The organism is Pseudomonas sp. PSPC2-3 (genome assembly GCF_049898265.1).
GTDB lineage: Bacteria > Pseudomonadota > Gammaproteobacteria > Pseudomonadales > Pseudomonadaceae > Aquipseudomonas > Aquipseudomonas veronii.
In genome coordinates, this window is sequence record NZ_JAFCXJ010000001.1 from 674,623 (window position 1) to 698,900 (window position 24,278).

At 51.4% G+C, this 24,278-nt stretch carries 23 protein-coding genes; 10 read left to right on the forward strand and 13 right to left on the reverse strand.

Going from position 1 to position 24,278, the window contains the following annotated elements:
• Positions 1-186: 186 nt before the first annotated feature.
• Together copS and ACP7E3_RS03120 are read right to left on the reverse strand one after the other, a co-directional pair.
• Positions 187-1,575: a copper resistance membrane spanning protein CopS gene (copS, locus tag ACP7E3_RS03115; RefSeq protein WP_010565110.1), complete on the reverse strand. Its 1,389-nt coding sequence runs from the start codon at positions 1,573-1,575 to the stop codon at positions 187-189.
• Positions 1,572-2,261, reverse strand: a complete 690-nt coding sequence (locus ACP7E3_RS03120) for a heavy metal response regulator transcription factor (RefSeq protein ID WP_010565109.1) — start codon at positions 2,259-2,261, stop codon at positions 1,572-1,574. The genes copS and ACP7E3_RS03120 overlap by 4 nt, the downstream gene beginning before the upstream one ends.
• A 205-nt stretch (positions 2,262-2,466) precedes the next feature.
• On the opposite strand from ACP7E3_RS03120, the gene ACP7E3_RS03125 reads away from it, so the two are divergent.
• The 5 genes from ACP7E3_RS03125 to ACP7E3_RS03145 all read left to right on the forward strand — a co-directional run bounded on the left by ACP7E3_RS03125 (position 2,467) and on the right by ACP7E3_RS03145 (position 6,535).
• Positions 2,467-2,820 (forward strand): co-regulatory protein PtrA N-terminal domain-containing protein, encoded by a 354-nt coding sequence (locus ACP7E3_RS03125; protein ID WP_010565108.1) that lies wholly within the window; start codon positions 2,467-2,469, stop codon positions 2,818-2,820.
• Positions 2,821-2,986: 166 nt separating this feature from the next.
• Positions 2,987-3,523, forward strand: coding sequence for a cupredoxin domain-containing protein (locus ACP7E3_RS03130; protein ID WP_010565107.1), 537 nt, complete (start codon positions 2,987-2,989; stop codon positions 3,521-3,523).
• A gap of 93 nt (positions 3,524-3,616) precedes the next feature.
• On the forward strand, positions 3,617-3,862 hold the full coding sequence (locus ACP7E3_RS03135; protein ID WP_026140267.1) for a DUF2933 domain-containing protein: 246 nt from the start codon (positions 3,617-3,619) through the stop codon (positions 3,860-3,862).
• 2 nt (positions 3,863-3,864) lie between these two features.
• The gene (locus tag ACP7E3_RS03140; RefSeq protein WP_080943238.1) at positions 3,865-6,222 is read left to right on the forward strand and encodes a heavy metal translocating P-type ATPase; all 2,358 of its coding nucleotides are present in this window, start codon (positions 3,865-3,867) and stop codon (positions 6,220-6,222) included.
• Between the two features lie 112 nt (positions 6,223-6,334).
• Positions 6,335-6,535: a heavy-metal-associated domain-containing protein gene (locus ACP7E3_RS03145; RefSeq protein ID WP_010565104.1), complete on the forward strand. Its 201-nt coding sequence runs from the start codon at positions 6,335-6,337 to the stop codon at positions 6,533-6,535.
• 30 nt (positions 6,536-6,565) lie between these two features.
• Here the strand turns inward: ACP7E3_RS03145 and flgB are convergent, their stop codons facing one another.
• Entirely contained in the window at positions 6,566-6,979 is a 414-nt protein-coding gene (gene flgB / locus ACP7E3_RS03150) for a flagellar basal body rod protein FlgB (RefSeq protein WP_010565103.1), read from the reverse strand.
• Positions 6,980-7,378: 399 nt separating this feature from the next.
• Here flgB and ACP7E3_RS03155 point away from each other — a divergent pair, with 399 nt between their 5' ends.
• The 5 genes from ACP7E3_RS03155 (at position 7,379) to ACP7E3_RS03175 (ending at position 11,610) form a co-directional block, all read left to right on the forward strand.
• Positions 7,379-7,585: a co-regulatory protein PtrA N-terminal domain-containing protein gene (locus tag ACP7E3_RS03155; protein ID WP_010565102.1), complete on the forward strand. Its 207-nt coding sequence runs from the start codon at positions 7,379-7,381 to the stop codon at positions 7,583-7,585.
• Between the two features lie 178 nt (positions 7,586-7,763).
• Positions 7,764-9,716 (forward strand): copper resistance system multicopper oxidase, encoded by a 1,953-nt coding sequence (locus ACP7E3_RS03160; protein WP_016963499.1) that lies wholly within the window; start codon positions 7,764-7,766, stop codon positions 9,714-9,716.
• Positions 9,717-9,728: 12 nt separating this feature from the next.
• The gene (locus ACP7E3_RS03165) at positions 9,729-9,977 is read left to right on the forward strand and encodes a hypothetical protein (RefSeq protein WP_130926104.1); all 249 of its coding nucleotides are present in this window, start codon (positions 9,729-9,731) and stop codon (positions 9,975-9,977) included.
• Positions 9,949-11,013 carry a copper resistance protein B gene (locus ACP7E3_RS03170; protein WP_017848904.1) on the forward strand — a complete coding sequence of 355 codons (1,065 nt, stop codon included), beginning with the start codon at positions 9,949-9,951 and terminating at the stop codon, positions 11,011-11,013. The genes ACP7E3_RS03165 and ACP7E3_RS03170 overlap by 29 nt, the downstream gene beginning before the upstream one ends.
• Before the next feature lie 129 nt (positions 11,014-11,142).
• Positions 11,143-11,610 (forward strand): DUF411 domain-containing protein, encoded by a 468-nt coding sequence (locus ACP7E3_RS03175; protein WP_010565099.1) that lies wholly within the window; start codon positions 11,143-11,145, stop codon positions 11,608-11,610.
• A gap of 333 nt (positions 11,611-11,943) precedes the next feature.
• On the opposite strand, the gene ACP7E3_RS03180 is transcribed toward ACP7E3_RS03175, so the two are convergent.
• The 10 genes from ACP7E3_RS03180 to ACP7E3_RS03225 form a co-directional block, all read right to left on the reverse strand.
• Entirely contained in the window at positions 11,944-12,126 is a 183-nt protein-coding gene (locus tag ACP7E3_RS03180; RefSeq protein ID WP_010565098.1) for a DUF1289 domain-containing protein, read from the reverse strand.
• 36 nt (positions 12,127-12,162) lie between these two features.
• Positions 12,163-13,134 carry a CDF family Co(II)/Ni(II) efflux transporter DmeF gene (gene dmeF, locus ACP7E3_RS03185; protein WP_010565097.1) on the reverse strand — a complete coding sequence of 324 codons (972 nt, stop codon included), beginning with the start codon at positions 13,132-13,134 and terminating at the stop codon, positions 12,163-12,165.
• A gap of 11 nt (positions 13,135-13,145) precedes the next feature.
• On the reverse strand, positions 13,146-13,421 hold the full coding sequence (locus ACP7E3_RS03190) for a metal/formaldehyde-sensitive transcriptional repressor (protein WP_010565096.1): 276 nt from the start codon (positions 13,419-13,421) through the stop codon (positions 13,146-13,148).
• A gap of 484 nt (positions 13,422-13,905) precedes the next feature.
• Positions 13,906-15,231, reverse strand: coding sequence for an OprD family porin (locus ACP7E3_RS03195; protein WP_010565095.1), 1,326 nt, complete (start codon positions 15,229-15,231; stop codon positions 13,906-13,908).
• 217 nt (positions 15,232-15,448) lie between these two features.
• A complete protein-coding gene (locus tag ACP7E3_RS03200) occupies positions 15,449-15,781 on the reverse strand; it encodes a DUF2790 domain-containing protein (protein WP_026140268.1) in 333 nt (110 codons plus the stop codon).
• A gap of 187 nt (positions 15,782-15,968) precedes the next feature.
• A complete protein-coding gene (locus ACP7E3_RS03205) occupies positions 15,969-17,600 on the reverse strand; it encodes a TnsD family Tn7-like transposition protein (RefSeq protein WP_232591053.1) in 1,632 nt (543 codons plus the stop codon).
• A 382-nt stretch (positions 17,601-17,982) separates the two neighbouring features.
• Positions 17,983-19,650, reverse strand: a complete 1,668-nt coding sequence (locus tag ACP7E3_RS03210; protein WP_081610198.1) for a TnsD family Tn7-like transposition protein — start codon at positions 19,648-19,650, stop codon at positions 17,983-17,985.
• Between the two features lie 16 nt (positions 19,651-19,666).
• On the reverse strand, positions 19,667-21,127 hold the full coding sequence (locus ACP7E3_RS03215; RefSeq protein ID WP_017848908.1) for an ATP-binding protein: 1,461 nt from the start codon (positions 21,125-21,127) through the stop codon (positions 19,667-19,669).
• Positions 21,124-23,292 carry a Mu transposase C-terminal domain-containing protein gene (locus ACP7E3_RS03220; protein ID WP_010567714.1) on the reverse strand — a complete coding sequence of 723 codons (2,169 nt, stop codon included), beginning with the start codon at positions 23,290-23,292 and terminating at the stop codon, positions 21,124-21,126. Before ACP7E3_RS03220 ends, ACP7E3_RS03215 begins: the two co-directional genes overlap by 4 nt.
• Entirely contained in the window at positions 23,289-24,143 is an 855-nt protein-coding gene (locus ACP7E3_RS03225) for a TnsA endonuclease N-terminal domain-containing protein (protein WP_010567715.1), read from the reverse strand. The genes ACP7E3_RS03220 and ACP7E3_RS03225 overlap by 4 nt, the downstream gene beginning before the upstream one ends.
• Between the last annotated feature and the right edge of the window lie 135 nt (positions 24,144-24,278).

Below are 24,278 nucleotides of genomic sequence, written 5' to 3' on the forward strand. Positions count from 1 at the left end.
TGCCACATGAACGCAAACTATTCGATTACATTTCAGTCAGCTTGAGGTGGGATTTTGGACACTGATAAGCGCGTATACAGGGCCGAATACGTGACTCCCTTTGCGACGCGCCAAGAGGTTTCCGTCATCCACGAACGTTCCCTTTGAGCTAACCACATGCTGCTATATATATATGAGCAACGGGCCTTACGCCTTTTTTTCATCCGCACAAGGGAGTTCAATATGAAAGGCTGTTTTTCCGCTTGATGACGTACACCAAATCTTGCCGTCATGCGCTTCTATGATTGATCGAGTGATCGACAAACCTAGCCCTGCATTGCTTGGGCTCCCTTCTCTGCGAGCCGGGTCCACGCGATAAAAACGATCGAACAACTTTTCAAGATGCTCAGGCGCGATTGGCTTTCCAGGGTTCTCCACGGAGACCGATATTGAAGTTCCTTTCTGCCGGATATCGACACTAATACACTCCCCTTCGGGGGTGTACCGGAGTGCATTTGAGAGCAGATTAGAGATGGCCCTGTCGAGCATAAGGACGTCACCTCGGACGCTCCCCCTCCCTGTGACTTTGAGGTCGATCCCTCGCTCATCAGCAAGCAAGCGGTAGTATTCGAGTAATTTCTCTACTACCGCTACCAGGTCTATCGGTTTGTTTTCATGTGTAATCAGACCGTTGTCTGATTTCGCCAGAAAAAGCATGTCATCAATCATCCGGCCCATACGTTTTAAATCATCAAGATTTGAGTACAGATTATCTTCGTAGTCCTCAATATTCCTTTTTCTAGATAAAACCACTTCAGTGTGAGTCATCAAATTACTGACCGGCGTTCGTAATTCGTGAGCAATGTCCGCAGAGAAGTTCGATAAACGAACAAACGCATCGTCCAATCTGGATAACATTGCGTTGAACGACAACACCATCTGCTGGAGCTCTTTAGGAACGGGACCTAACGGAATACGCTCTTTGAGTGATTTAGCTGACATTGAAGCCGCGACCTGAGTAACTAGGCGGATAGGCCGTAGGCCACTACTCGCGACCATCCAGCCCAGTGCAGCACTGACCAGCGCGCTGATCACCAGCCCTATCCAAAACCAGCGTTCAAGCGTCTCGAAGAAAGCCATATGTTGAGTAACATCAAAGATCAACATCACGGTCAATGGCTTGTCTTGCCCTGTCACAATGGCTTGTGCCGTCACTCCTCGAAATACCTGCTCCTCATCTCGCCACTCCCAGACATTGCTGTTTGTGATTGTTCGGTAGTCTTCCGGCACTACGATCGGACCAGGATCAGCAAACAGGAGCTTGCCGTCACCATCGATGATAAGTGCTGTCAAATCACGATGAGCACCAAGCAGCGCCTCCAGCTCGGGCTTAACATCACTGAACTGATCAATGCTATTCAACCCAGTCAAAATTCTTTGCGTCGAGTGAAGCTTTTCGTTCAGCGCCTGCTGATCCAGCATCTTGAAGTGATGCCGGCTAAGGTTGTTAAAACTGAGTCCGGCGACGGTGAGCACAGCTGTTACAGCAAGCATGAACATCAGGCTCATGCGGGTAGTCAGTGACATTCGCTTCATTCCGACCCCGAGTCCGGTGCGTCCAACATGTAACCCATCCCCCGAGAGGTGTGGATCAGCTTGACCTCAAAATCATCATCAATCTTCGCTCTGAGCCTCCTGACCGCGACCTCGATGACGTTGGTATCGCTGTCGAAGTTCATATCCCAAACTTGGGAAGCAATAAGTGACTTGGGGAGAACCTCGCCTCGACGACGGAGCAGCAATTCGAGTAACGCAAACTCTTTGGCTGTGAGATCTATACGTTTGCCTCCACGGACAACCCTGCGCTTGAGCAGGTCAACCTCAAGATCCGCCAATTTCATGTGGGTTTGGGAGGGGGCTGTGCTCCCTCTTCGCAGCAGCGTTCTGACGCGGGCCAGCAATTCAGAAAATGCGAAGGGTTTTATAAGGTAATCGTCTGCCCCCAGCTCAAGTCCTTTGACGCGATCCTCAACGCGGTCTCGCGCCGTGAGAAAAAGCACGGGGACATTTTTTCCGGATGCTCGCACCTTCTGAAGTACTTCCCATCCGTCCAGCCCAGGCATCATCACATCGAGAATCAGCAGGTCATACGCCTCGCTCAAAGCGTGCTGAAGCGCGTCTTGGCCATTGGTAAAGCGATCAACATTGAACCCCGCCTCAGTGAGTCCTTGCTGCAAATAGATACCTATTTTGGGTTCGTCTTCCGCAACCAGAAGTCTCATGGGGGTGGCTCTCAAATAATTGTGAGGCTGAGTCTGCAACGAAATGCTTCTGCCAACCAGCAACTGACAGAAAAGTAATATTGGCTTCAGGTAGTTGTCAGCGAGCGCTGTCTAGGGTTCAAACATGAGTACTTCTTGGTGCTCGACCGACTCTTCAGCATGAAACCTAAGGGAGCCGGAAAATAAATCCATAAGGAGCTGTCCTATGAATCGCCTAAAAGTCCTTTTCTTTGTGAGCTCGATACTCGTCTCGGCTTCTGCGTTGGCTGAAGGTGGCGCAGACCGGATCGCGGAGCGTATGGAGAGCCTGCGCGACAAAGCAGAAGCAACCTTGGTACAAGCTGAAAAAGCCCCTGAAGGACAGCGCCATGTACACATGGCCGAGCATATGAAAATGCTGGGCGAAATCATGAGCCAGCTCCATCAAGATCACCCAAACGCATCAATGTCACCTCAGCAGCACCTCGCCTGGATGGAAAAACACGATGCTATGGTTGATGACGTTTTGAGCCAAATGCAGCGCGAGCACAAACTGATGCTTTCTGAAAACCATCAGTGACCAACCAGGTCTCATTGGTTTTTTGAACCGGTCCTCTAAACACGGCGTCATTCGGGCGCCGCGTTTTCTTTTGAAAACTTACAGAAATGTAGTGTTCAGGTCAGTTAAGTGGCAGCTCCGCCCCTTTAGCATAGCCAGTGATTCGCTCTTAACCCACGAGGTCACCATGAAAAATAAGCTTATTACCCCAGTTATTGCGGCAATCACCCTACTCTTCGGTGCTACAGCGATGGCCAGCGCAGGTCATGGGAAAGAGGATATTGGCCAGCCTGGAGTCGCCTCTGAGGTTACTCGCACGGTTGATGTGGAGATGGGTGATATTTTCTTCAAAACTAAAAACATCGACGTAAAGCCCGGTGAAACAGTTCGCTTTGTACTTCACAACAAAGGGGCGCTGCTGCACGAGTTCAATATCGGTCAGGCCGCTGCTCATGCGGCGCACCAAAAAGAAATGGCGAGCATGTTCCAGAATGGAACGCTTACACCCATCGGTGCTGGGAAGATGACGGGCAACATGGGCCACAGCATGGGAGGGATGAAGATGGTCGGAATGGAACATAACGACCCGAACAGCGTGCTGGTCGAGCCAGGAGCAACCAAGGAGTTGATCTGGACCTTCAACAACAGCGCCGGACTTCAATTTGCCTGCAACGTGCCAGGTCATTACCAGTCGGGGATGGTCGGTCAATTTGACTTGAAGTAAGCCTGAGCTGACAGCTAAAACCGCGTCGACGCGAGAGTTGACTACGCTCTGAGGCAGAGATCAGAGCAACTCGCTCACACTGGGGTCTAGATCATGAATAACCATCAGCATCCGTTTGGAAGCACCACCCCTCCATTTTGGAGGCGCAAAACAGGCGTTGTACTGATCATGCTCATCGCGATCGGTGCCTTCTACGTGGTGCGGGAACATTTCAGCCACGTTTATCCGTATTTGCCCTATCTCATTCTGTTGATCTGTCCATTGATGCATTTTTTTGGGCATGGACATGGCGGACATGATCATGGCGATCAGGCAGCAACCAACAAGGACGAAAAATAGCTATGCCCACTACACCGAGCCATCACGATCACGGTCCCGCCCACGCTGCCTCGCCCCCTGACGGTGATCTACGTGACCCGGTGTGCGGTATGGCGGTTACGCCTCCAAGTAAATTTGGCGAGTCTTATCAGGGACAGATGTATCAATTTTGCAGCCAGAAATGCCAAGAGAAATTTCGGGCAGATCCAGACCACTACAGTGGTAATCATCCCAGCACTGAACCCAGCATCTCCGCTACAGAGCCTGTGCTACAAGTAGCCACTGAATTTACCTGTCCTATGCACCCGGAAATAAGACAGCCAGGGCCCGGCAATTGCCCTAAATGTGGCATGACATTAGAACCGGTCATGCCCGCGCTAGATGACGATGACAAAACCGAGCTCCGGGATTTCGCTCGCCGCTTTTGGTGGTCGCTGCCTTTAACCGTGATAGTGACCCTTCTAGCCATGGCGGGTCATTCATTACAATTCTTCCACGGCTCGGTTCAAAACTGGATCGAGTTCGCTCTGGCGACGCCGGTCACCTTATGGGCAGGTTGGCCCTTTTTTGTAAGGGCCATAGCATCTGTTAGAAATCGCAGTCCAAACATGTGGACTCTGATTGGGCTGGGGACTGCCGCAGCCTATCTTTACAGCGTCGCGGCAACCCTATTTCCCCAAAGTTTTCCCACCACCTTCATGCAAGATGGACGCATCGGCGTCTACTTCGAAGCCGCTGCGGTCATCATCTCGCTCACCTTGCTTGGGCAGATTCTTGAGCTCAAAGCACGTTCACAAACCTCCGCCGCCATTAAGTCCCTTCTAGGCCTGTCTCCCAAGACTGCACGCAAGATCAACGCCGATGGTCAGGAGGAAGACATTCCTCTTACCCATGTTCACTTGGGAGACCATTTGCGGGTCAGACCTGGTGAAAAGGTGCCAGTTGATGGCTCCGTACTCGAGGGAGAAAGTGCGGTGGATGAATCCATGCTCACTGGTGAACCTGTGCCGGTAATGAAAAGAGCAGGGGATAGTTTGATCGGCGCCACGCTTAATACTCATGGGAGCTTGGTGATGGAGGCGCAAAAGGTCGGCGCCGACACCATGCTGTCGCAGATAGTACAAATGGTCGCTCTAGCCCAACGCTCCAAAGCGCCAATGCAACGAATGGCCGACTCGATTGCCGGCTACTTTGTGATGGGGGTTATCGCGATTGCGTTGCTGACACTCTTAGGCTGGGGGCTATTCGGCCCAGAACCCAGCTGGGTCTTCGGCCTGATCAACGCTGTCGCCGTACTTATCATCGCTTGCCCCTGTGCACTGGGTCTCGCAACGCCCATGTCGATCATGGTTTCGACGGGTAAAGCCGCCAGTATGGGTGTGCTGTTCAGGGATGCCAGAGCCATCGAAAACCTTTGCAAGATCGACACACTGATTGTCGATAAAACTGGGACCCTGACAGAGGGACGGCCGGTATTTCACAGTGTGGAGGCCACACCAGATTTCAACCCACACGATGTTCTTCAACTGGCCGCTAGCCTTGATCAAGGCAGCGAACACCCTTTGGCTCATGCCATCGTCGATCACGCCCGAACTGAAAATGTTGCGCTCACCAAGCCTGAATCGTTTGAGTCCGGGTCAGGGATTGGAGTCAGTGGCCTCGTTGATGGTAAGAAAGTACAGCTGGGCAACACTGCACTGATGGAAGCTGCCGGCGTGAGCACTAAGGTCTTACAAGACCGTGCAGAGTTGTTGCGCCTTGAAGGCATCAGCATCATCTATCTAGCAGTTGACGGGGTCTTGGCAGGATTACTGGCGGTCTCAGACCCGATAAAACCGACCTCTAAAGAAGCAGTCACCAAGCTTAAGGCTGATAACGTAAAAATCATCATGGCCACCGGAGACGGGCTCACCACCGCACGTGCTGTCGCCAGGGAGATGGGTATTGAAGAGGTTCATGGTGAAGTGAAACCTCAGGACAAGGAGCGCCTGGTGGCGGACCTCCAGCAATCCGGTCGAAAGGTTGCCATGGCCGGCGACGGTATCAACGACGCACCGGCCTTGGCGCGAGCAGACGTGGGCATTGCCATGGGTACAGGGACTGACGTCGCGATGAATAGCGCGCAGCTCACGCTGGTAAAAGGCGACCTGATGGGGATTTTACGAGCACGGGCACTTTCGGTTGCAACGGTGAAAAACATGCGGCAAAACTTGGGGTTCGCCTTCCTTTACAACTCAATGGGTATCCCCCTCGCCGCAGGCCTGCTCTACCCACTGACGGGGCACCTTCTGTCGCCAATGATCGCTGCGTTAGCCATGAGCGTCAGTTCTGCATCTGTAGTTTTCAATGCTTTGAGACTGAGGAATACCCGAATAGATTGAGCGTAACCGATGCTCGCAGCCCGTTAATACATAACCCTTGACCTTGCCATTGTGTCAACGTTGATGCTGGTGTTGCGGTGAAAAGAGACCGCTCAGCACAAGAGGAATAACCATGTTCGTCTTAAACGTATCAGGCATTGGTTGCGGTAGCTGCGTCAGCAAAATCACCAAAGCAATTCAGTCACTGGACAGCAAGGCTACGGTTTCCGTGGATCGCGCGGCAGGTAAGGTAACCGTTGAAAGCAGCGAACCCCCAGAGCAGGTCCGTAAAACTGTGGAAGCACTCGGTTTCCCTTCCCAAATCAGCGCCTGAGGCGCTGATTCCCTCGCTGGGTGAGGTTTATTAGTCACCTCGTAGAGCTTTAAGTAGCCCCTTAAATGCTCCATTCAATCGAGTAAAAGCAGTTTCGAAATGAATCGAATTTTCCGTATATTTTGCCACCTCGACCTGTTGATCCACAGTATTTTGATCAATGGAAGGTTGGTTCGGCGTGCTGTAAAGCAAAGCGCCGCTGTGAATATCACTTGCTAATTCGTTTACGGCAATATGTTTTGGGTTTGTTGTTTTCAAAGAGAACGGAGTAGCAAAACCTCCTTTTGTCTGGCTAGCCAGGACAGCGGAAAAGTCCAAATCTCTGGCCTTAAAGTTAGGAGTGTCGACATTAGCGATATTATTGCTAAGCACCTCAGCTCGTTGGCTGCGAAAAAGTAATGCTCTTTCTGCGGAGCCAAGCGCTTTTTCAAAATTAATACTCACCGGTGGCCACCTTTAGTTACGCTAAGTTACGCTGCCATTTAGCATTCCCACCTATATCGAACACTCAAGTGCTTAACGTAGTGCATCCGAGTCGAGATACAATTCAAGTGCGAACGAAAAAACGTCAAACCTCCGCGAAAGTGACCGGAAGATTACACAACCGCACAGGTAAGTTTTAAAGAGTAAATGGCGGTTATGTGACGCTGGATGGCTTAGACCTTACGGACTATTCACTCTGTATCTCAAGAGAAATATCGCAACCTGACACAACTGTAATATTGGCCTAAGCTTCCTGTCAGGGGATGAGTCTTATAGTCCTATTGAGCCTCAAGCTCACCTCTTAGAGTCAACGATTGATGTGGATTCAGGGGGCATCAATACTCATCCGAGGAACCCCAAATGAATCCTATCAAAACCTTGTTCGTCATCGCTGCTCTGACCGTTTCTTCTTTGGCTATGGCTGAAGGCGGTGGTGACCGGACTTTCGCACGCATGGAAGTGGCCAGGAATAATTCGATGGAATCGTACCGAGTGGCTCAAACGCAAAATGCCCAACCTCCTGTCGCTGAAAGCAAAGCCAAGGCGATGGACCACAAGAATTGCTAAATAGCTGGGCCCTCCAAGCTGACAGAAATGTAATCACTGCGGTGGTTTAAATGTGGCAATTTCTGAACTCGCTTGCCGTAAGAGTTTGTCTTTTGTGACGGTGGGCAAAGCTGATCCGGGCAACTCATGATCGGTTGTTTCGCACGGCTTCCCTTTTGACTGATTGGAAATAAACGGCATGCATTCCAAAACCTCTAGACGGACATTCGTAAAAGGCTTGGCCGCTGGTGGCATTCTCGGCGGCTTTGGCCTTTGGCGCACTCCTGTATGGGCGGTGACAAGTCCTGGTCTGCCGAGCGTACTCACCGGCAATGAATTTGATCTGTTTATTGGTGAAACCCCGGTAAACATAACCGGCTCGCCGCGAACAGCCATGACTATCAATGGATCATTGCCAGGACCTTTGCTGCGTTGGCGCGAAGGAGAGACGGTCACTCTGCGTGTAAAAAACCGCCTGGACCAAGACACCTCAATCCATTGGCACGGGATCATCCTGCCGGCCAATATGGACGGTGTACCTGGCTTGAGTTTCCATGGCATTGCACCCGACGGCATGTACGAGTACAAGTTCAAGGTTCATCAGAATGGTACGTACTGGTACCACAGCCACTCGGGCTTACAGGAGCAGGCAGGGGTTTACGGACCAATCGTTATCGACTCGAAAGAGCCTGAACCTTTTCAATACAACCGCGACTATGTGGTGATGTTGACTGACTGGACCGATGAAGATCCTAGTCGTGTCATGGCCAAGCTTAAGAAACAGTCGGGCTACTACAACCACCATAAACGCACTGTTGGTGATTTCATCGACGATGTCAGTAAGCAAGGTTGGTCAGCAACAGTAGCTGACAGGAAGATGTGGGCTGAAATGAACATGAGCCCAACCGACCTTGGAGACGTCAGCGCAGATACTTACACCTATCTCATGAATGGCCAGGCGCCCAACGGTAACTGGACCGGTATTTTCAAGCCGGGTGAGAAGCTACGCCTACGCTTTATCAACGGCTCGGCGATGAGCTATTTCGACGTCCGCATTCCTGGTTTGAAAATGACCGTTGTGGCCGCCGACGGCCAACACGTGAACCCAGTGAGCGTTGACGAATTCCGCATCGCCGTAGCTGAAACGTATGACGTGATCGTAGAGCCTGCCAGTGAAGAGGCTTACACCATCTTCGCCCAGTCTATGGATCGGACGGGTTATGCACGCGGAACCCTCGCACTTCGTGAAGGGCTAGTTGCTCAGGTACCTGCTATAGATCCACGTCCAATCGTCACTATGGATGACATGGGGATGGGCGGTATGGCTGGTATGGACCATGGCAGCATGGCCGGTATGGGCGGCGCCGAGAAGAAGTCAGGTGAAATGTCGGGCATGGCTGGCATGGACCACAGCAAGATGACCGGTATGGACCAAAGCGACATGACCGGGATGACCGGCATGGACAGCGGTGACATGACTAACATGGCGGGTATGGATCACAGCAAGATGGCGGGCATGGACAAAGGCGACATGTCCAGCATGGCCGGGATGGACCACAGCAAGATGGCTGGAATGGGTAGTGGTGATATGTCAGGGATGGCTGGCATGGGCGGTATGGGTGGAGAAATGCAGACACACCCTGCCTCCGAAACCAACAACCCCCTGGTTGACATGCAAGCCATGAATCCAACGCCAAAACTAAACGATCCTGGAATAGGCTTGCGGAATAATGGTCGTCGAGTGCTCACTTACTCCGACTTGAAAAGCACTTTCCAAGACCCTGACGGCCGCGAGCCAAATCGTACCATCGAGCTTCATTTGACCGGTCACATGGAGAAGTTTTCGTGGTCGTTTAACGGCATAAAATTCTCTGACGCCGAGCCGCTTCGCCTGAAGTACGGTGAGCGTCTGCGCATCACCTTGGTGAACGACACCATGATGACCCACCCCATCCACCTTCACGGCATGTGGAGTGACCTCGAGGATGAGAACGGCAAGTTCATGGTGCGCAAGCACACGATCGATATGCCGCCAGGTACCAAACGCAGCTATCGAGTTACCGCTGATGCCTTAGGCCGTTGGGCCTATCACTGCCACCTGCTTTTCCATATGGAAATGGGCATGTTCCGTGAAGTACGGGTTGATGAGTAAAGGAGACGATCTGTGAGCACATACCTTAATCGTAATTCCCTGGTGGGTTGCCTCTTTGCCGTTGGCCTGCTGGGTGGACTCCCGCCCATGGTGCTGGCACAAGAAAATGGCAGCGATCATTCAACCAATGTTCCTGCTACAGCAACGGACAAGCCAGCAATGACGGCGAACGATTCGAAGCTAGATCACGGGGCAATGGACAATAGCAAGATGAGCCATGAGTCGATGGATCATGACCAAAAAACCAAAAAGGCAGATTGAGATCATGACCAGTAAATTTTTACGCCCAACGTTGATGGCACTTGCAGTCTCTACCAGTCCTGCATTTTTCTTCATGGCCCAAGCTGCTGAGGAGATGGATCCGTCGATGGCGATGCCATCAAGTGCGAACGCGAAGCCTTCAACTGCGCAGAAATCCAAACCAGCCAAAGCAAAAGATGGCGCAATGGATCACTCCAAGATGGACCACGGCTCAATGGGAACTATGGACCATAACAAGATGGGGGCCATGGATCACAGCAAGATGAGCATGGACGACGGGCAAATGGACGGTATGGAAAGCATGGCTGGAGGGGCTACGACCACAAGCCGAACCCCTGTCCCCGTACTTACCGACGCTGACCGTGCAGCCGCCTTTCCAGATGTGGCAGGTCATGGTGTACACGACAAAAAAATCAACTCGTTCATCCTTCTGGATAAGTTTGAGTACCAAGACGCTGACAACGGGAGTGCGTTGGCCTGGGATGCCAAAGGGTGGATCGGCGGTGACGTTGATCGCCTGTGGCTGCGTTCGGAAGGTGAACGTACCAATGGCGTGACGGAAAACGCCGAACTCCAAGCACTCTGGGGGCACGCCATCGGTCCATGGTGGGATGTCGTCACGGGCGTTCGGCAAGACTTCAAACCCGGGTCGCCTCAAACATGGGGAGCGCTCGGTATTCAGGGCATGGCCCTCTATAACTTTGAAGCTGAAGCGACTGCCTATATCGGTGAAAACGGTCAAACCGCTGCTCGATTTGAAGGCGATTACGACATCCTGCTGACAAATCGCCTGATCTTACAGCCGACAGTCGAAGTAAACATGTATGGAAAAAATGATCCCCAGCGCGGCATAGGATCTGGATTGGCCAACACCGAAGTAGGGTTCCGGTTGCGTTACGAGATTGTTCGCCAATTTGCCCCTTATGTCGGGGTTACCTGGAATCGCTCCTACGGCAAGACCGCCGACCTGGCCAGCGATGAAGGGGAAAAGACCAACGAGGCTCGATTTGTAGCCGGTATTCGGATGTGGTTCTGAGTGGTTTGAGCAAAAGCCCTACGATTTTTGAATAACAGGGGGGCGGCTCCCCGACTCAAATATAATACCTTCAACCAAACCTTTGCAGCGGCATTCATCTCGCCGCCGCCAAGGGAAAAGGAAATATCCATGACAGGTAGCTTCCGACTCTCAAGTCGATTTCTGCGTATCGCAACGTTCGCCGCACTGTTCATCGGTTCAACCGCTCAAGCAGCACAGGCGTTGGCCATCGATGTTCACCGAGATGCTAACTGCGGATGCTGTAAGAAGTGGATTCAGCATCTTGAGGCCAATGGCTTCACCGTCATAGATCATGTAGAGACCAACATGAGTGCTGTCAAACAAGATCTGGGGGTCGCTCCACGACTCTCGTCTTGCCACACTGCGATGATCAACGGAAAGTTTGTTGAAGGTCACGTGCCTGCCGAGCAAATAATTGCGATGAGCAAACGTGACGACCTTCTCGGAATCGCCGCCCCTGGTATGCCAGCAGGTTCTCCAGGAATGGAAGTCGACGGAGTGCATGAGGCTTACCAGATCATCGGCCGGAACAAAGCTGGCACAGATCAGGTCATTGCTGAATACCCCGAAAACTAACCCCCCCGATCCATCCCGTTACAGCATGGTCACCGTTCATGGCCATGCAGTGGGACTTGCTCTGTCGACATTATTCTCAAACAATTCGCCAAGGACGATCAGCAACAGTTGTACAGGCGCACTTAAACCACATCGGATAACCCCGCACCGCTGTCCTCAATAACAATTTTAGATGAGTTCAAGTAATTGGTGATGACGCCGTGACACGCACTGCGCAGCAGATTGCTGACCGCGATAGTGATCGGTTTGGAAATGGCGTTGCCCCTCAGCTTGCCCTCCCAAACCAGGACATCTGTCTCGGCTGAAAAAGTTGAAAATGTAAATGACGGTGGTTTAAGAGTTCTTTTTTTGCAGGCTTTTCAGGCGCAGGGTCGCCCGTTGTACAGAGGCCATTTTTTCTGGACGCTTCATTCGTTTCCATTTTTTGATGTCTTCCTTGGTGCGACCGCAGCTGACGCACAGTTCGCTGTTCAGCTGGCAAACAGAGATACAGGGATTTTCGATGTCCTTGGCCATTGTTCAATTTCTCGTCGAACTCTACGTGCTACGGGTTCATTGCGAAGCAAGCACGGCGAGCTGATCGGGTGAATCAGCGACCAACTTCGTGCGGTACTCAACTGTCAAATGAGTGATCTCATGAACCGTTGCAAGCCGTTCTCGTATGTTTTCCGCATTCACTGCTGGGCTGCCCAGAACACTCACAATCGCAGCGCGGGCTTGCGGCCCCACCTGCCAGACATGAAGATCAATGATCGAAGCATCTCCCGGTTGCTCAACCAGTTCACGAATCTCTTCAGCGACATGATCATCTGTCTGATCGAGCAATACACCCGCAGTCACCCGCATCAACGACCAAGCCCAGCGCGCAATGACAACTGCACCCACAATCCCCATTGCAGGATCGAGCCATACCCAGCCAAGGTATCGACCAGCAAGCAGTGCTGCGATGGCCAGAACCGAAGTCAGTGCATCTGCAATGACGTGAACGTAAGCAGAGCGCAAATTATTGTCGTGACCATGCGCATGGTGAGATTCATCGTGGCCGTGGTCATGCCCATGGTGATGATCATGACCACCAGACAGCAAAAGCGCGCTCACCACATTCACTGCTAATCCTACAATTGCGATAAAAGTCGCTGTTCCGAATTGCACTTGAGTCGGTTGAAAGAGACGAAATAGCGACTCTCCGGCAATTCCCAAGGAGACCAGTCCCAAAATCAGAGCAGAGGCGAAGCCACCCAGGTCTCCCACCTTGCCAGTTCCAAAACTGTAGCGCGCACTTGAGGCATGTCTTTTTGCGTAACCGTAAGCAGCTGCGGCTATGCCAAGTGCTCCGGCGTGCGTTGCCATGTGAAAACCATCTGCCAGCAATGCCATTGAGCCAGTGAGATAACCGGCAGTGATTTCAGCAACCATCATTACGACGGTCAGAGCCACTACCCACAAGGTTCGCTTTGCGTTTTCTTCATGTGATTTCCCAAGGAACATATGGTCGTGGGAAAAGTCGATGTACGCATTACTCATTTGGGTAAATCCTATTTGGAATAGCGGCGAATGGCTTCGAGAAGCTCATCGACGCCTTTCGCTCTTTCTTCGTTGCTGAGTGTGGGATTCGCGACGTGTTCACGAGCGTGATCTTCGATGATTTCATCCATCAGCCCATTAATAGCGCCACGGGTCGAAGCGACCAAAAGCAAGGTTTTGGAGCAGTCATCATCAGAGTCGAGTGCTCGCTCAATCGCCTGGATCTGCCCAGCGATGCGCTTCACGCGTTTAAGAAGATTGTCTTTGCTTGATCTCAAATGACCCATACCATACCCCCCCTGCCTATATTGAGTGCATCATCACATGCTCCAACGAACCATACAAGCGTGCCGTGGAAGCCTTCCGACCGGCAGCGTTGCTGCAATAAAATCTGCAATCGAAACAATATCGTTTTGCTGGGCAAAACCAATAAAGTCGAGGAGCAGATACGCCCCTCAGTCACGCTTAGATGGCGGGTGTCTGTAGGATTATCTGAATGCCCTAGCCTTGGATCGCGCAGAACCCCGTACAACTCAGGGATAGGCTATGAGGCCTCTCAAGCAAGACGTCATCTTCCGCAAAAGCGACTCAGTACAGTAGTTGGCCCCATAGTGCGAACACTGGAACGACGGCTAAGACAAATAAACTGTAACGACAGTCCACAAAAAAAGGCGCCACTAGGGCGCCTAAGCCGTCTCCAAAACCAAAGGAGAAACAAAGAGACGGGGTGTATCTGGTAATCGGACACCTGATGCCGAGGGCTAGCGCCCGTTAAAGGAGTTGCAGTGGATATTCGACAATCAGTCGGACCTCGTCCAAATCAGATTCGAAATCGGTGGCTCGTGTCGTTGCCTGGCGAACACGCAAAGACATATCCTTCAGAGAACCTGACTGGATGACGTACTTAGCCTCAATGTCTCGCTCCCAACGCTTTTGGTCCTGTAATGGGGCACCATCCGCTCCGCGACGCATGTACACGCTGTTCGCGTTGGAATAGTCCGCGTCCCAACCCTTCGCGTAACGAGTCATGAAGCTAAGACCGGGGATGCCGAAAGCCTGCATATCTAGATCATAGCGTAGCTGCAAAGATTGCTCTTTCGGGGAGTTGAAGTCGCTGTACTGAATAGAGTTATCCAAGAAAATCGAATCTGATTGACGTAGGTAGTCAAAGTCGTCGTTGCCATTGTTACGCTGATACCCGACGGTCACCGTATGAGCTCCGAATTTGACCCCGGTCTTGCCGCTCCAGATGTTGTTATCGAAGCTCCCCAGAAGTTTTTTTCCCTCATCAACGGCTCGGTAATAATTAAAGCCACCGATCAGCGATACGCTGTCTGAGAGTGGATAGCTCAATGTGGTGCCCGCGTAATACTGGTTCCAAACATCCTTGAATTGGCTGGTGTAAAGACTTACACCTACGTGCTCATTGACGGTGTAATCGCCCCCTAGATAAGCAATCCACGGAGCATCAACCGCCCCGGCGTAGAAAGTCGAAAAGCCATCACGCATGCCACTGGAGTTGGGTTGGCTCATCGCATGCAGCCGACCACCCTGAAGGGTCAGGTCTTTGATGCTGGTGTTGGTAAACGTTGCACCACGGAAACTTTCCGGGAGGAGTCGGGAATCCCCATACGCCACGACAGGAGTCGACGGAAAGACATCCCCTACCTTGACGACTGTATCCAGGAAACGGACCTTTGCGGCGCCGCCTACTTTTGAATAGGAGTCTTCAGGTTGGCCTTTACTGTTGTGCGGCAAGACATCGACTGAACTTCGAGCTCCCGAGCGACCATCGCCTGAGTCAAGCTTGAGGCCTTCCATTGCAAACGCATCGATGCCGAACCCGACGGCGCCTTGTGTAAAACCAGACTCAAAACGACCGATAATGCCATGAGCCCACTCTGCTGAGTAGCCATTGCCCGTAGGACTTGACTGGCCTTTTCGATAATCTCGATTGAAATAAAGATTTCGATTGAGAATACTAAAGGTGCTCCCCTCAATGAACCCTTCAGGCTTTTGTTCAACGCCCACTGCAACTTGCCCCATGCTCATGCCAAGGGCAATGAGAGAAAGACTGTAAAAGCTTTTATTGTTCATTTAACACTCCAGGCTTTAGCTTGGCAGAGTTTCTTTGTGAAATATTTTTATCATTATAAAAGCCACCGGCACGTGAGGGTTTCCTCTACGCGCCGGCAGACATAATTTCATACAATAGATAACTCCAGCGTGACCTGAAAATTACTTCTATGTCAGCGAACAGTAAGCATGCCTAAAAATATATCGAGTAGTCTGGTGCAGACATCGCTTATCTCTACTAGCTTCCGTGCGGGCAGTTTGTGCCCATGACCATGTACTCCAAGGTGTTGATCTTGCCCGCCGAATCTTCATAAGTCATGCGCGAAGGGGCTACGCCGCAGGTTTTATTGGCCTGAGTGGTACTGATTACCTTCTGGACATCAAGGTTCATTCCATATTCATAATGAACAACTTCAGGTAACGCCTTTCCGTTTTCTAAGGCGTACTGCTCCATTGCCTGTTGGTTCTCTTGCATCATCCGACCATACACACGGTCACCGCCTCCTTCAGCCATGGCTAATGAAGATAAGGTCAAAATCGAAGCGGCGCAAAACGCTTTCATTGCTGTCATTGCTTTCATGATTTTCTCCTAAAGCTCAATTTTCTGAGTTAAAGAGTAACAAGTGAAAGCTTTCAGAAAGCTGCCGCGAAGGTTACTAATGTGAAAGGTGGACCCTACTCCGCGTTTACGCTTTCAAGCCAGATGGCATTTTTGTTATCACCAAAGGTTGGCAGAAGCTAACGGAACACAGATGCCCTCAAAAGCTTATTGAAACCGGTGGTCCCTCCCAATCCCTTGATACGCCGGTAGATCTGAGCAAGGCCTCTGCGTCGACCCCTGTTCTGGCCAGGCTTTCCAGATCCCACTCGAAGAAACTGGAAAAAACCAGGAAAACCTTGCTTGATACCGCTGAGGTCAATCTTACCGTCGAGTAATTCACGGGGAGCTTCATCCTGATGAGTTCAGAGACAGTCCACACCAAAGTTCTTAGACGGAAATGCCATACTGACTCCTGATGAATCTTGATCTGTTGATAAGTAAGGGGGAACCTCTGCTTGCGTAGATCCAGCTCATGAGGTAACGAACCTGGGAGTAGCGATTGCAAATTCCGAATGTTCACTCTCTTCGGATCTTTCGTAACTTTATACAGCTCATCTACGCCCGCTTCGATAAGGGCTGCATAGGCGCCGTCTCTTGAGTCGACGGACTTTTCGACCGTAACTGTAGGTTTTTTAGGTGCATGGAGTTTTGCCATTAACCATGCGTTATCATTTTCTAGAATCCATTGCGTAGGTTTGTACGCCTTCTTCCAGAGGTACTCGACATCGGCGTCGGTACGCAGCGCTAAAAGCAACTCAATTTTTTGGCGATATCTAGTTTTTTGGTTAGGAAGCGATTGTTCGCCTTTGGGAACTCGCGTAGAAACAGAGGCACTCAGCAGGATAGACTCATTCTTCAGAGCCTCTTCAAAGTTATCTGCACTGGAAAACAAATGAAGAGCAATGATCAAATGCCGCGCGAGCGGCATATTTAGCTGACCTTTATCTGATTTGAGCCGGATCCATTGCTCATGCTTTCCGTTGTTGTAGGCTGGATCAATCTGCGCCAAAAGTTCATCGCCGTAAGCGCTTTGGATGCTGTCGAATAGTTTCGCAATGCCCGCATTTTTTCCGAAAATGAATCCGCGCTTCTTGCATTGGCGGACGTAGCACGAACTCAATACCGTGCTGCCTATCGGAGGAATATTGCGTTGCAAGATATCGTGTGCGAACAGAGCGACTTTCTGTTCCATCTTTGAACCCTTGTGTATTGCTGCGCTGTTTAACGGGCTCCAGCCGCATGCGCATGGCTCAGTCAGATTGGGAAGCAGTTTCAATTTACGGTAGAACGGGCGAGAGCACTCGGGGCAGGCATGGATCAATGCGTCGCCATGACGCCAACAGACGGCAACACCGGGTATCTGGTGAGATCGATGCCAGTAGGCAGAACCCCGCTCAATCAAATCTTCCTGAACGCAGGTAGGACAAAGCTTAGCCTTGCCATGGGTGGACTCTTCTCTGCGGGGCACCCGTACCACCCCGTCATAACCCAGCGGTCCTTCGTTGTTCTCCGGCCCCTGCTTAACCCCAAGAAACGGCCGGTAAGCAGGAAAAGTAGTATTGCTACTGATCAGCTCTGCGAGATTGCTCTCCGATTGCCCCGGCAGCCTGTGCGCGAGCCTCTCGATCTGCTTGGGTACGATGCCACCAATGCAAAAGGGTTTCGATGCGAACAAATCGCGGTAGGTTTCTGCCGCGGTTCTATTGCCTGACAGATAGTGATAGCGGGTGACACGAGAGTGCAGCATTTCATCCGGCATCGACACGGGAAAAAATAATAGATCAGACATCATTTACCAATTAAAGGTAGGGGTCGAAGAGAACGTGCATCCGGGGGCAGTATATATGCAACCCGTAAAATTCTGTATCCGGTCTGGATTTGGAAATTACACAGCCGCTCAACTTTGAATCGTAGTAAATTCATCTAAACCCCGCCGCGCCCGTACTGCTTGAAATACAGAACACGTATCGATAACCCGTGTAGGTCAGCCAATGGCGATTGCAAAACTATTTCGGGTGATCGCGGGTTAATACGTTTTAGATGATGATTGTGATCATCCAGCGTATGCCGGCGCTATTCTGGTGGGTGTAAATTTTCATTAACAGAAAAACAATGTGTTCACGGTGAATTGATTTAGAACTTTTTTTAGATAGAGGGAATGCCCGGCTGGATTACAGCGGGGGCCGAATGCTCGCGACCCTGTAGAGCGAAGAACGTGATATAGGCTTGCCCTCCGAGAACAATTGGCGTCTAGCCCATCGCAGACGCCTATCGTGAAAGCCTTCGATTGGTTCACATACTTTTTCGAGCATTGCTGCACAGAGAGGAAGCTTGCAGAGCTGCTTTTCGAAGCGAGAAAGAACATGAAGCTCCCGACCAATCCTGGTACGCGAAATGCGGACAGGCTTACCCGCGAGAGCATAAAGCGTATCGGCACACTGACGGACTTCGCCGGCCAGTCTCGCATCGAGGGCAGCGAACATTTCGGTGCTATTTAGACGAGGCGTACGATGTGGGCTTGGGTTTGCAGTTGACTCCGAAAGCCACTGTCTATCGTGACGATACAGCCATGCATACCCCCTGCATGCATGTGCTTTGTAACATCGATAATCAGCCTCGAAAGCCGCGCGTCTTGCGCATAGCTCAATGTGAAATCGTGCCTCCCTCCAAGCATCTTGCCCACCGGGTACATTTCGGATGTGACGATAGACATACGCTGATGAAACGCCTAGAACGGCAGCGATCTTTTTGGCATCAGCTCCTTCAAGAGCATGTTTCCACACAGCGGCTGACGAACAGTCCAGGCCTTTACTAGGCATCACCGGAGAAAGGCGCGCGAGAAGCCGAATGTGAGCTTTCGGATCACATGCCACCGCCTGTTTCACTGGGCATTGACCATGCAGCAAGCTCACCATTTCAATGCCCAGAGCACCGGCCAATAAAATGTATTTGAGCGGATGGTGGGAGGTTATAGGCGTACGAAGCAGCTTCGTGACCCATGAGGCGGGTGTACCTGCACGAACATCTCCGAGTATAGAAAATTCCCATTCACGCGGGAGTGCGGCAAAAAAATCGGCCATGTGCTGCGCCAGCATGTGCAGGTGCAAGCGATGGTTATCAGAGGCAAGGTTGAGCTGCGTCGCCCTTTGTAAAAGCGTGTAGCGCACCGCCTCCGCCGACAAAGCATTGACTTCAGACTCTATGACCTGAAGCGAACGCAACGCTATTTCGTGAAGCGGCGGCATACACCGCAACGGGGTGTCGAGAAGTACCGTGTGTGCTTGCACATTCTCATCACTCGGCAGATTAAGTTGTCGAGAGCTGCGGCTGGACCAGCGAGGATCAAGAATCCTGAGTGACGTGCCGTGATGCGGACATACCAGCACGCCTGGAAGCATGTGTACCCTGTGCCAGTAAGCAACTCCCCGTTGAGCCTGATCTTGGGCGATACATTCTGGGCATAACCGCACTCGGGAGGCGAATCCAATACGGCTCGCGTTGACGCCCAGCTTTAACATCAAACCTTTCCCATCAGCGGTCATCAGCGTCCGAGCGTGTTCAACCTGGCTCATCCTCAAAAACGGCGCATAGTAGGGTAATAATGTGTGGCGCATGAGGACCTCGGCTACCGATAGCTCGGTACCGCTGGGTAGTGCATCGACAAAATCCCCTAAGTGACTCGGGAATGCCACATTTTGCGAAAATGCTGCCGCCGATTTCAGTCCGGCAAATGCTGCTTGGCAATTACGAACACCACAAAGACGGGCATAGCGAGAAATCACGCTGTGCAGCGTCTCGTCGGGAAACGCGGCAGGGAAGAAATGGAGTTTAAGGTGCACTTCACCACCCTCCGACTCACGCTTTGTGATACATCGGTGAGAACTCAAAAAGGTCCTCGTTGAGCCAGCCCGAAGCGCGCAGAGCTTCGAGAGGAGCGTCATGTTCGCTAAGCGCTTTAGCCTCTGAGTTTTCCACAGCAGTAGCAATCGGCGATGGGTGGTCTTTCGCAAGAATGCTTGGAGATGGGTCTGCCGGCTTCTCACGGGATACAACGCTTCGAAGCAAGGCAAGGCGATCCTCTCGTGCCAAACCATCGAAGACCATCATTTCGCTCAGCTGATCCTCGATCGGCAGCAAATCGTCGAACTGTCGCATCCGCTTCGGATCTCGGCTACGCAGAGCTGAAAGGGCTGGCTTTAGAATCTGCATTTTTGAGTTGCTTACCTTCACCAGGATCTCAGCAGTCAAACACTCCGAGCCACTCTGGACCGCATAACGCTGACTCAATACCAGCAGCTTGACCAAGAAATCTGTGACGCCTTGAGTGTGCTCATACAGCGTGTCAAAAATCTCGTCGGTCAGCTCAGCAATCTGCTTGCACCACTGATAGCTCCAGAGATTTTCGACCAACAACCGCCACTCCTCATCATCCTTTTCGAATCGTTTGAATTCGAGCGTGCCGGCACCACAGACTCGGCGGGCAGTCCGCATGGCTTCTGAGAACAGGCTAATCGTCGAATTCGTGCCACTGAAAACGACCGGGATCCCAATGTTATTTACCAAATGCAGAAAAAAATTCAGCATGCTCTCCTTACCACCGGTTTTCGCCAGGTGGAGGTTTTGCAGCTCGTCGATCAATAAGGCGCCGATGAAAAACGTGCTGGCCACCTGCTCCATTTGTTGCAGCGCATCATTGATGTTTCGATGCCTGTAGCGCTTGTGGTAGTCCTTGTCTCCCAGAGCGTCACCCACCGCATAAAAAAACTGCTGACAAAATCCAGCCAGCGATCCATCCCGAGGGCAGTCAAGCTTCAGCCATGTGATTTGGGTATGAACAAACTGCTTTCCTTCATAGCGCTCATGACGGATTGTCTGTGGATAAAGGCTCAAAATGGCGTGGAGTGCCGTTGACTTGCCAATGCCGCTCAGGCCAACGACGGTAAACGTTTCTGCAGTGGACTTGAACGCATCGTGGTAACGCTGAGCCCCAGATAAAGAATGCAAATGCCGGACGGTAGCGGGCGACATCGGGTTACGCCCAACATACCCTCGACGAATGAGCAGTGAGAACAGGGCCTCCAGTTCCAGATGTAGCAAAAACGGCTGTACCACGGTTCTTAGCCGGTCGATACAGTGAATTCGAGTGGCTCCTTCGAGCGTCAGCTCTTTCGGATCCACCGGCTGAGGAAAATTCGAGATCAGCTCAACAGCCGCCGCCTCCGACAATATCGGAGGCAAAGCTTCGATAAGCGGGTTACCCGCATACTCACTAATGTCCTGTCTGACGTAATTGGCAAACGTCTGTGCACCTTTCATTTTGCCTGTCCTGGCCGAATTCTTTTGAGCAAATCGATAACCTGCGCAGTGCGCTCGCCGGCATATGAATCATGCGCTTTCGGTGTCAATTCAGATTGAAGTGAAGCTGGCTCCGCCCTAACGCCTTCAGGAACAACAGCATTTTCACGCTCACGGAGACGTTCTTCTGCGCGGTTCTCGCGGATGTTTCCAGTGGCCTCTGCCTTGGTGGGCGGAGCAGGTTCCAGTTTTCGTTCTGCGAGTGCATGACTGATGATCTGGTGGACCTGATCGCTAAGCTGCACACGGCTTTCCAGCTCGGCTCGCCGGCGAGTAGGCGGTTTTTGGCGATAGGCTTCGAGCAGATCAAAAATCTCGTCCGAGCGGTAATTCGCGTAACCGGCATCCGATCGTCGAAGATCACAACGGATAAACTGCTTGGCCTCTCCCTGAATCCAAATGTGTGCCGCAGAGTTCGGATCGAACCAACACTCTATTGACCAAACGCCCCCTTTGCGAGCCTTGGCAAACCAATCTTTCTCTATGGCCATATCACACACGTAGTGCATGCCGCGAAACATCACCCCGCCCTTTTGAACGGTCGCGCGCTCGCGAGGCAAGAGATGGAGGTAAACCAGCTCGTCAGGACGTTTGTTGGATTCGATCAGGTCGTTGTCGCAGGCCCAATTCCATATCCCGTTGGGTGTAGGTTCAACGCCGTCATTCATCATCGCCTGAGTCAGTCGTTCAGGCTGTCGATGGTGCCCGTTATAGTGGAGTACGCACTTGATGAGGATTTGGGTGAACTCTTTGAGATTCAGCGTGGCATCGAGCCGGTAGTCTCGCTCGCCTCGCTCTTTGTCTCGCGCTGCTACCCCGCCAGGTAGCCATCTGATACCCGTCAAATCATTCAAAATGCCAAACCGACTTTCCACCATAGGCTTCCAATCCGGCCGATAAGGCGGAGCAGTGCCCATCTCAATTCCCAATCCTGACGATAGCCCCTCTGCTGCGAGTGACAGCATCTCTCCTCGGTCGGCGTAAATCTGGTGGGGCAGGTGGTGACAATTCCAATCATCTGCATTGATTTCGACGCCGTTCTGAGCGCAGAACTCGACTTTGGAGGTAAATGCGTTGAACAGCGCTTGCCTGGCCCCATTCCAACTAGGGCCCTCCAATCCTACATAGAGACCAGCAATCATTCCGGAGAAGCTATCCACAACGATATAAACTACGGGCCGGCCAATGAGCATCCGCCTGGAGTAGCTGTTGACCAAATAAATATCGGCAATAGTCGCGTCGATCTCGAACTGATGACAGGGTCCACGCAGCCAATCGCGAACGGTACCTGAAAGCGGACGGCAGTCTTTTAACCATCTCCTCAATCCTTTACGGCCACGCTCGGTTTCAATCTCGTCGAAAAAAATCTGTCCCCAATATTGGAACTGCCTCAAGCTGGGGAGTTCTGAACCAGGCAACAAACGAAGCTCTTCTTCACTGTTTTTAGAGATGTCTCGAACTGAGTAGAATCGTCTCAACATTTCGTCATATGCGCTCGAAATAGAAGATTTCTTATCTCTTACATATAGAGCATACCCAACACGGATGCATCGTTTATCAACCGCACTAAGCATCTTGGAAGGCGAAGTAAGAACGCCTTGAAATTTAGGCTTTCGCCCTGGTGGCCTACTTGGATCATATTTTCTATCCGCAACACCTACCGCCGTATAATTACTAAGCAATGAGTTGCGAACTTGACCATAAAACCAATATCGGTAAAGAAGCCGATAGATCGTTTTCCGCTGGATTCCGAGCTCTGACGCCCGTCTGCTAACAAGCCGGCCTAACTCACCTCGTACAAATATTTGTCCCGGGTATTCAGGATCTAATAGAGGGGCGATAACGGCCCACTTTTCGTCCCGGCCTTGCTTGGCTCTCTCATCCAACTGTTCCTCAAGCACAAGCATAAACTCGGGCGTGGTGATGGCTGCTGGTTTGGTGTGACCAGATGCTATCGAGCGACGCAGCTCCTCCAGACCAACCGCGTACGGCTGCCGGGGTGGGTCAGCTAGATCTATCACAACTGCTAAGTCACGCGTTTCATCCTGGTAAAGGAGCCTGGCTATCGTAGAGATGACCGACAGATCGGTTACAGGCTCGAAAACGTCATTAACGAGAACAGTCATGACATTTTCTCCTTCAACGATACTTGGACAGGGCTCGCGGAAACTTCGAAGTCAGGAACTAGACCAGTAAGATGGAGAGGAGTGTTAACCAAATCTATTTTCAGTATCTTGGTCCAAACCAGATGAAAGAAAATTGCTTGAGCGTCTATATAGGAAATTGACAGAAGGGATGCTATTTTTCTTAGACAGGTGGCCAAGGTCCACGAATATTCCCGGCTGTTCACTAGGCACTCAATAAAATTCGAATGCAACGGCAGTTTCATTAAATCACGAGAGAGCTTCGAGTATCTCCTGATTAGTCCAATATTTTTTATCAAATCTCGTGTAAAAAACTCGTCTGTTACGATTTTCCAATCAACACCTTGGCTTTCCCAAAAGCGCTTTTCAATCTCAAGTTTCTCAAGCGTTCTTTTACTTCTGTTGCCAATTAAATCGGAACGATACTTCACCGTCCTAGCTACCGATTTGAAGTTTCCGCTCGGGTCTTTAACAGTTAACAGGAAGTCTGTTGTCATCACATAAGGCAGTGTTGTTCTAGGGTATCTTGGATAGCGTACAGCTATCGCCGACGCTATCGCTTGCGCACGCTCTGTGGGTAGTAAAGGGTATTGCTCTCGGATATCCACGACGTCTTCAGAAAATTCACACACAAGGAAGTACGAACGCTCGAGATCTGACAGTAGGTGATGAATTCTCTCGATCTTCACACCTTGAATCTTGTGCGAACGACCTATCGACGGGACATCTTGTACCCGCAGCCAAGGCACGTAGCTTGCCCCGGCGCCTTCGCCAAATCCATTTGCAATGTGCCGTTCAATGTCCTGCTGTGATGCAAACTTACGACCTCGCAACCCACGCCTCCTCAGTCGATGCGGACCGCTTCACCTCGCGTCGAGAAAAAGTCGTAGAAGGACACGACTGCCAAAGCGGCCGTATTCAAAACATTTTCCAGACTACACCCGCTGAAAGTTGAAGCGATGAATCCA

Coding starts and splice junctions, on each gene's coding strand:
- ACP7E3_RS03145 (WP_010565104.1), top strand. CDS start 6,335: ATGTTCGTCTTAAACGTATCAGGCATTGGTTGCGGTAGCTGCGTCAGC.
- ACP7E3_RS03215 (WP_017848908.1), bottom strand. CDS start 21,127: ATGAAAGGTGCACAGACGTTTGCCAATTACGTCAGACAGGACATTAGT.
- ACP7E3_RS03125 (WP_010565108.1), top strand. CDS start 2,467: ATGAATCGCCTAAAAGTCCTTTTCTTTGTGAGCTCGATACTCGTCTCG.
- ACP7E3_RS03170 (WP_017848904.1), top strand. CDS start 9,949: ATGACCAAAAAACCAAAAAGGCAGATTGAGATCATGACCAGTAAATTT.
- ACP7E3_RS03180 (WP_010565098.1), bottom strand. CDS start 12,126: ATGGCCAAGGACATCGAAAATCCCTGTATCTCTGTTTGCCAGCTGAAC.
- ACP7E3_RS03200 (WP_026140268.1), bottom strand. CDS start 15,781: ATGACAGCAATGAAAGCGTTTTGCGCCGCTTCGATTTTGACCTTATCT.
- ACP7E3_RS03220 (WP_010567714.1), bottom strand. CDS start 23,292: ATGACTGTTCTCGTTAATGACGTTTTCGAGCCTGTAACCGATCTGTCG.
- copS (WP_010565110.1), bottom strand. CDS start 1,575: ATGAAGCGAATGTCACTGACTACCCGCATGAGCCTGATGTTCATGCTT.
- ACP7E3_RS03120 (WP_010565109.1), bottom strand. CDS start 2,261: ATGAGACTTCTGGTTGCGGAAGACGAACCCAAAATAGGTATCTATTTG.
- ACP7E3_RS03155 (WP_010565102.1), top strand. CDS start 7,379: ATGAATCCTATCAAAACCTTGTTCGTCATCGCTGCTCTGACCGTTTCT.
- ACP7E3_RS03190 (WP_010565096.1), bottom strand. CDS start 13,421: ATGGGTCATTTGAGATCAAGCAAAGACAATCTTCTTAAACGCGTGAAG.
- ACP7E3_RS03205 (WP_232591053.1), bottom strand. CDS start 17,600: ATGTCTGATCTATTATTTTTTCCCGTGTCGATGCCGGATGAAATGCTG.
- ACP7E3_RS03195 (WP_010565095.1), bottom strand. CDS start 15,231: ATGAACAATAAAAGCTTTTACAGTCTTTCTCTCATTGCCCTTGGCATG.
- ACP7E3_RS03160 (WP_016963499.1), top strand. CDS start 7,764: ATGCATTCCAAAACCTCTAGACGGACATTCGTAAAAGGCTTGGCCGCT.
- dmeF (WP_010565097.1), bottom strand. CDS start 13,134: ATGAGTAATGCGTACATCGACTTTTCCCACGACCATATGTTCCTTGGG.
- ACP7E3_RS03135 (WP_026140267.1), top strand. CDS start 3,617: ATGAATAACCATCAGCATCCGTTTGGAAGCACCACCCCTCCATTTTGG.
- ACP7E3_RS03175 (WP_010565099.1), top strand. CDS start 11,143: ATGACAGGTAGCTTCCGACTCTCAAGTCGATTTCTGCGTATCGCAACG.
- ACP7E3_RS03130 (WP_010565107.1), top strand. CDS start 2,987: ATGAAAAATAAGCTTATTACCCCAGTTATTGCGGCAATCACCCTACTC.
- ACP7E3_RS03140 (WP_080943238.1), top strand. CDS start 3,865: ATGCCCACTACACCGAGCCATCACGATCACGGTCCCGCCCACGCTGCC.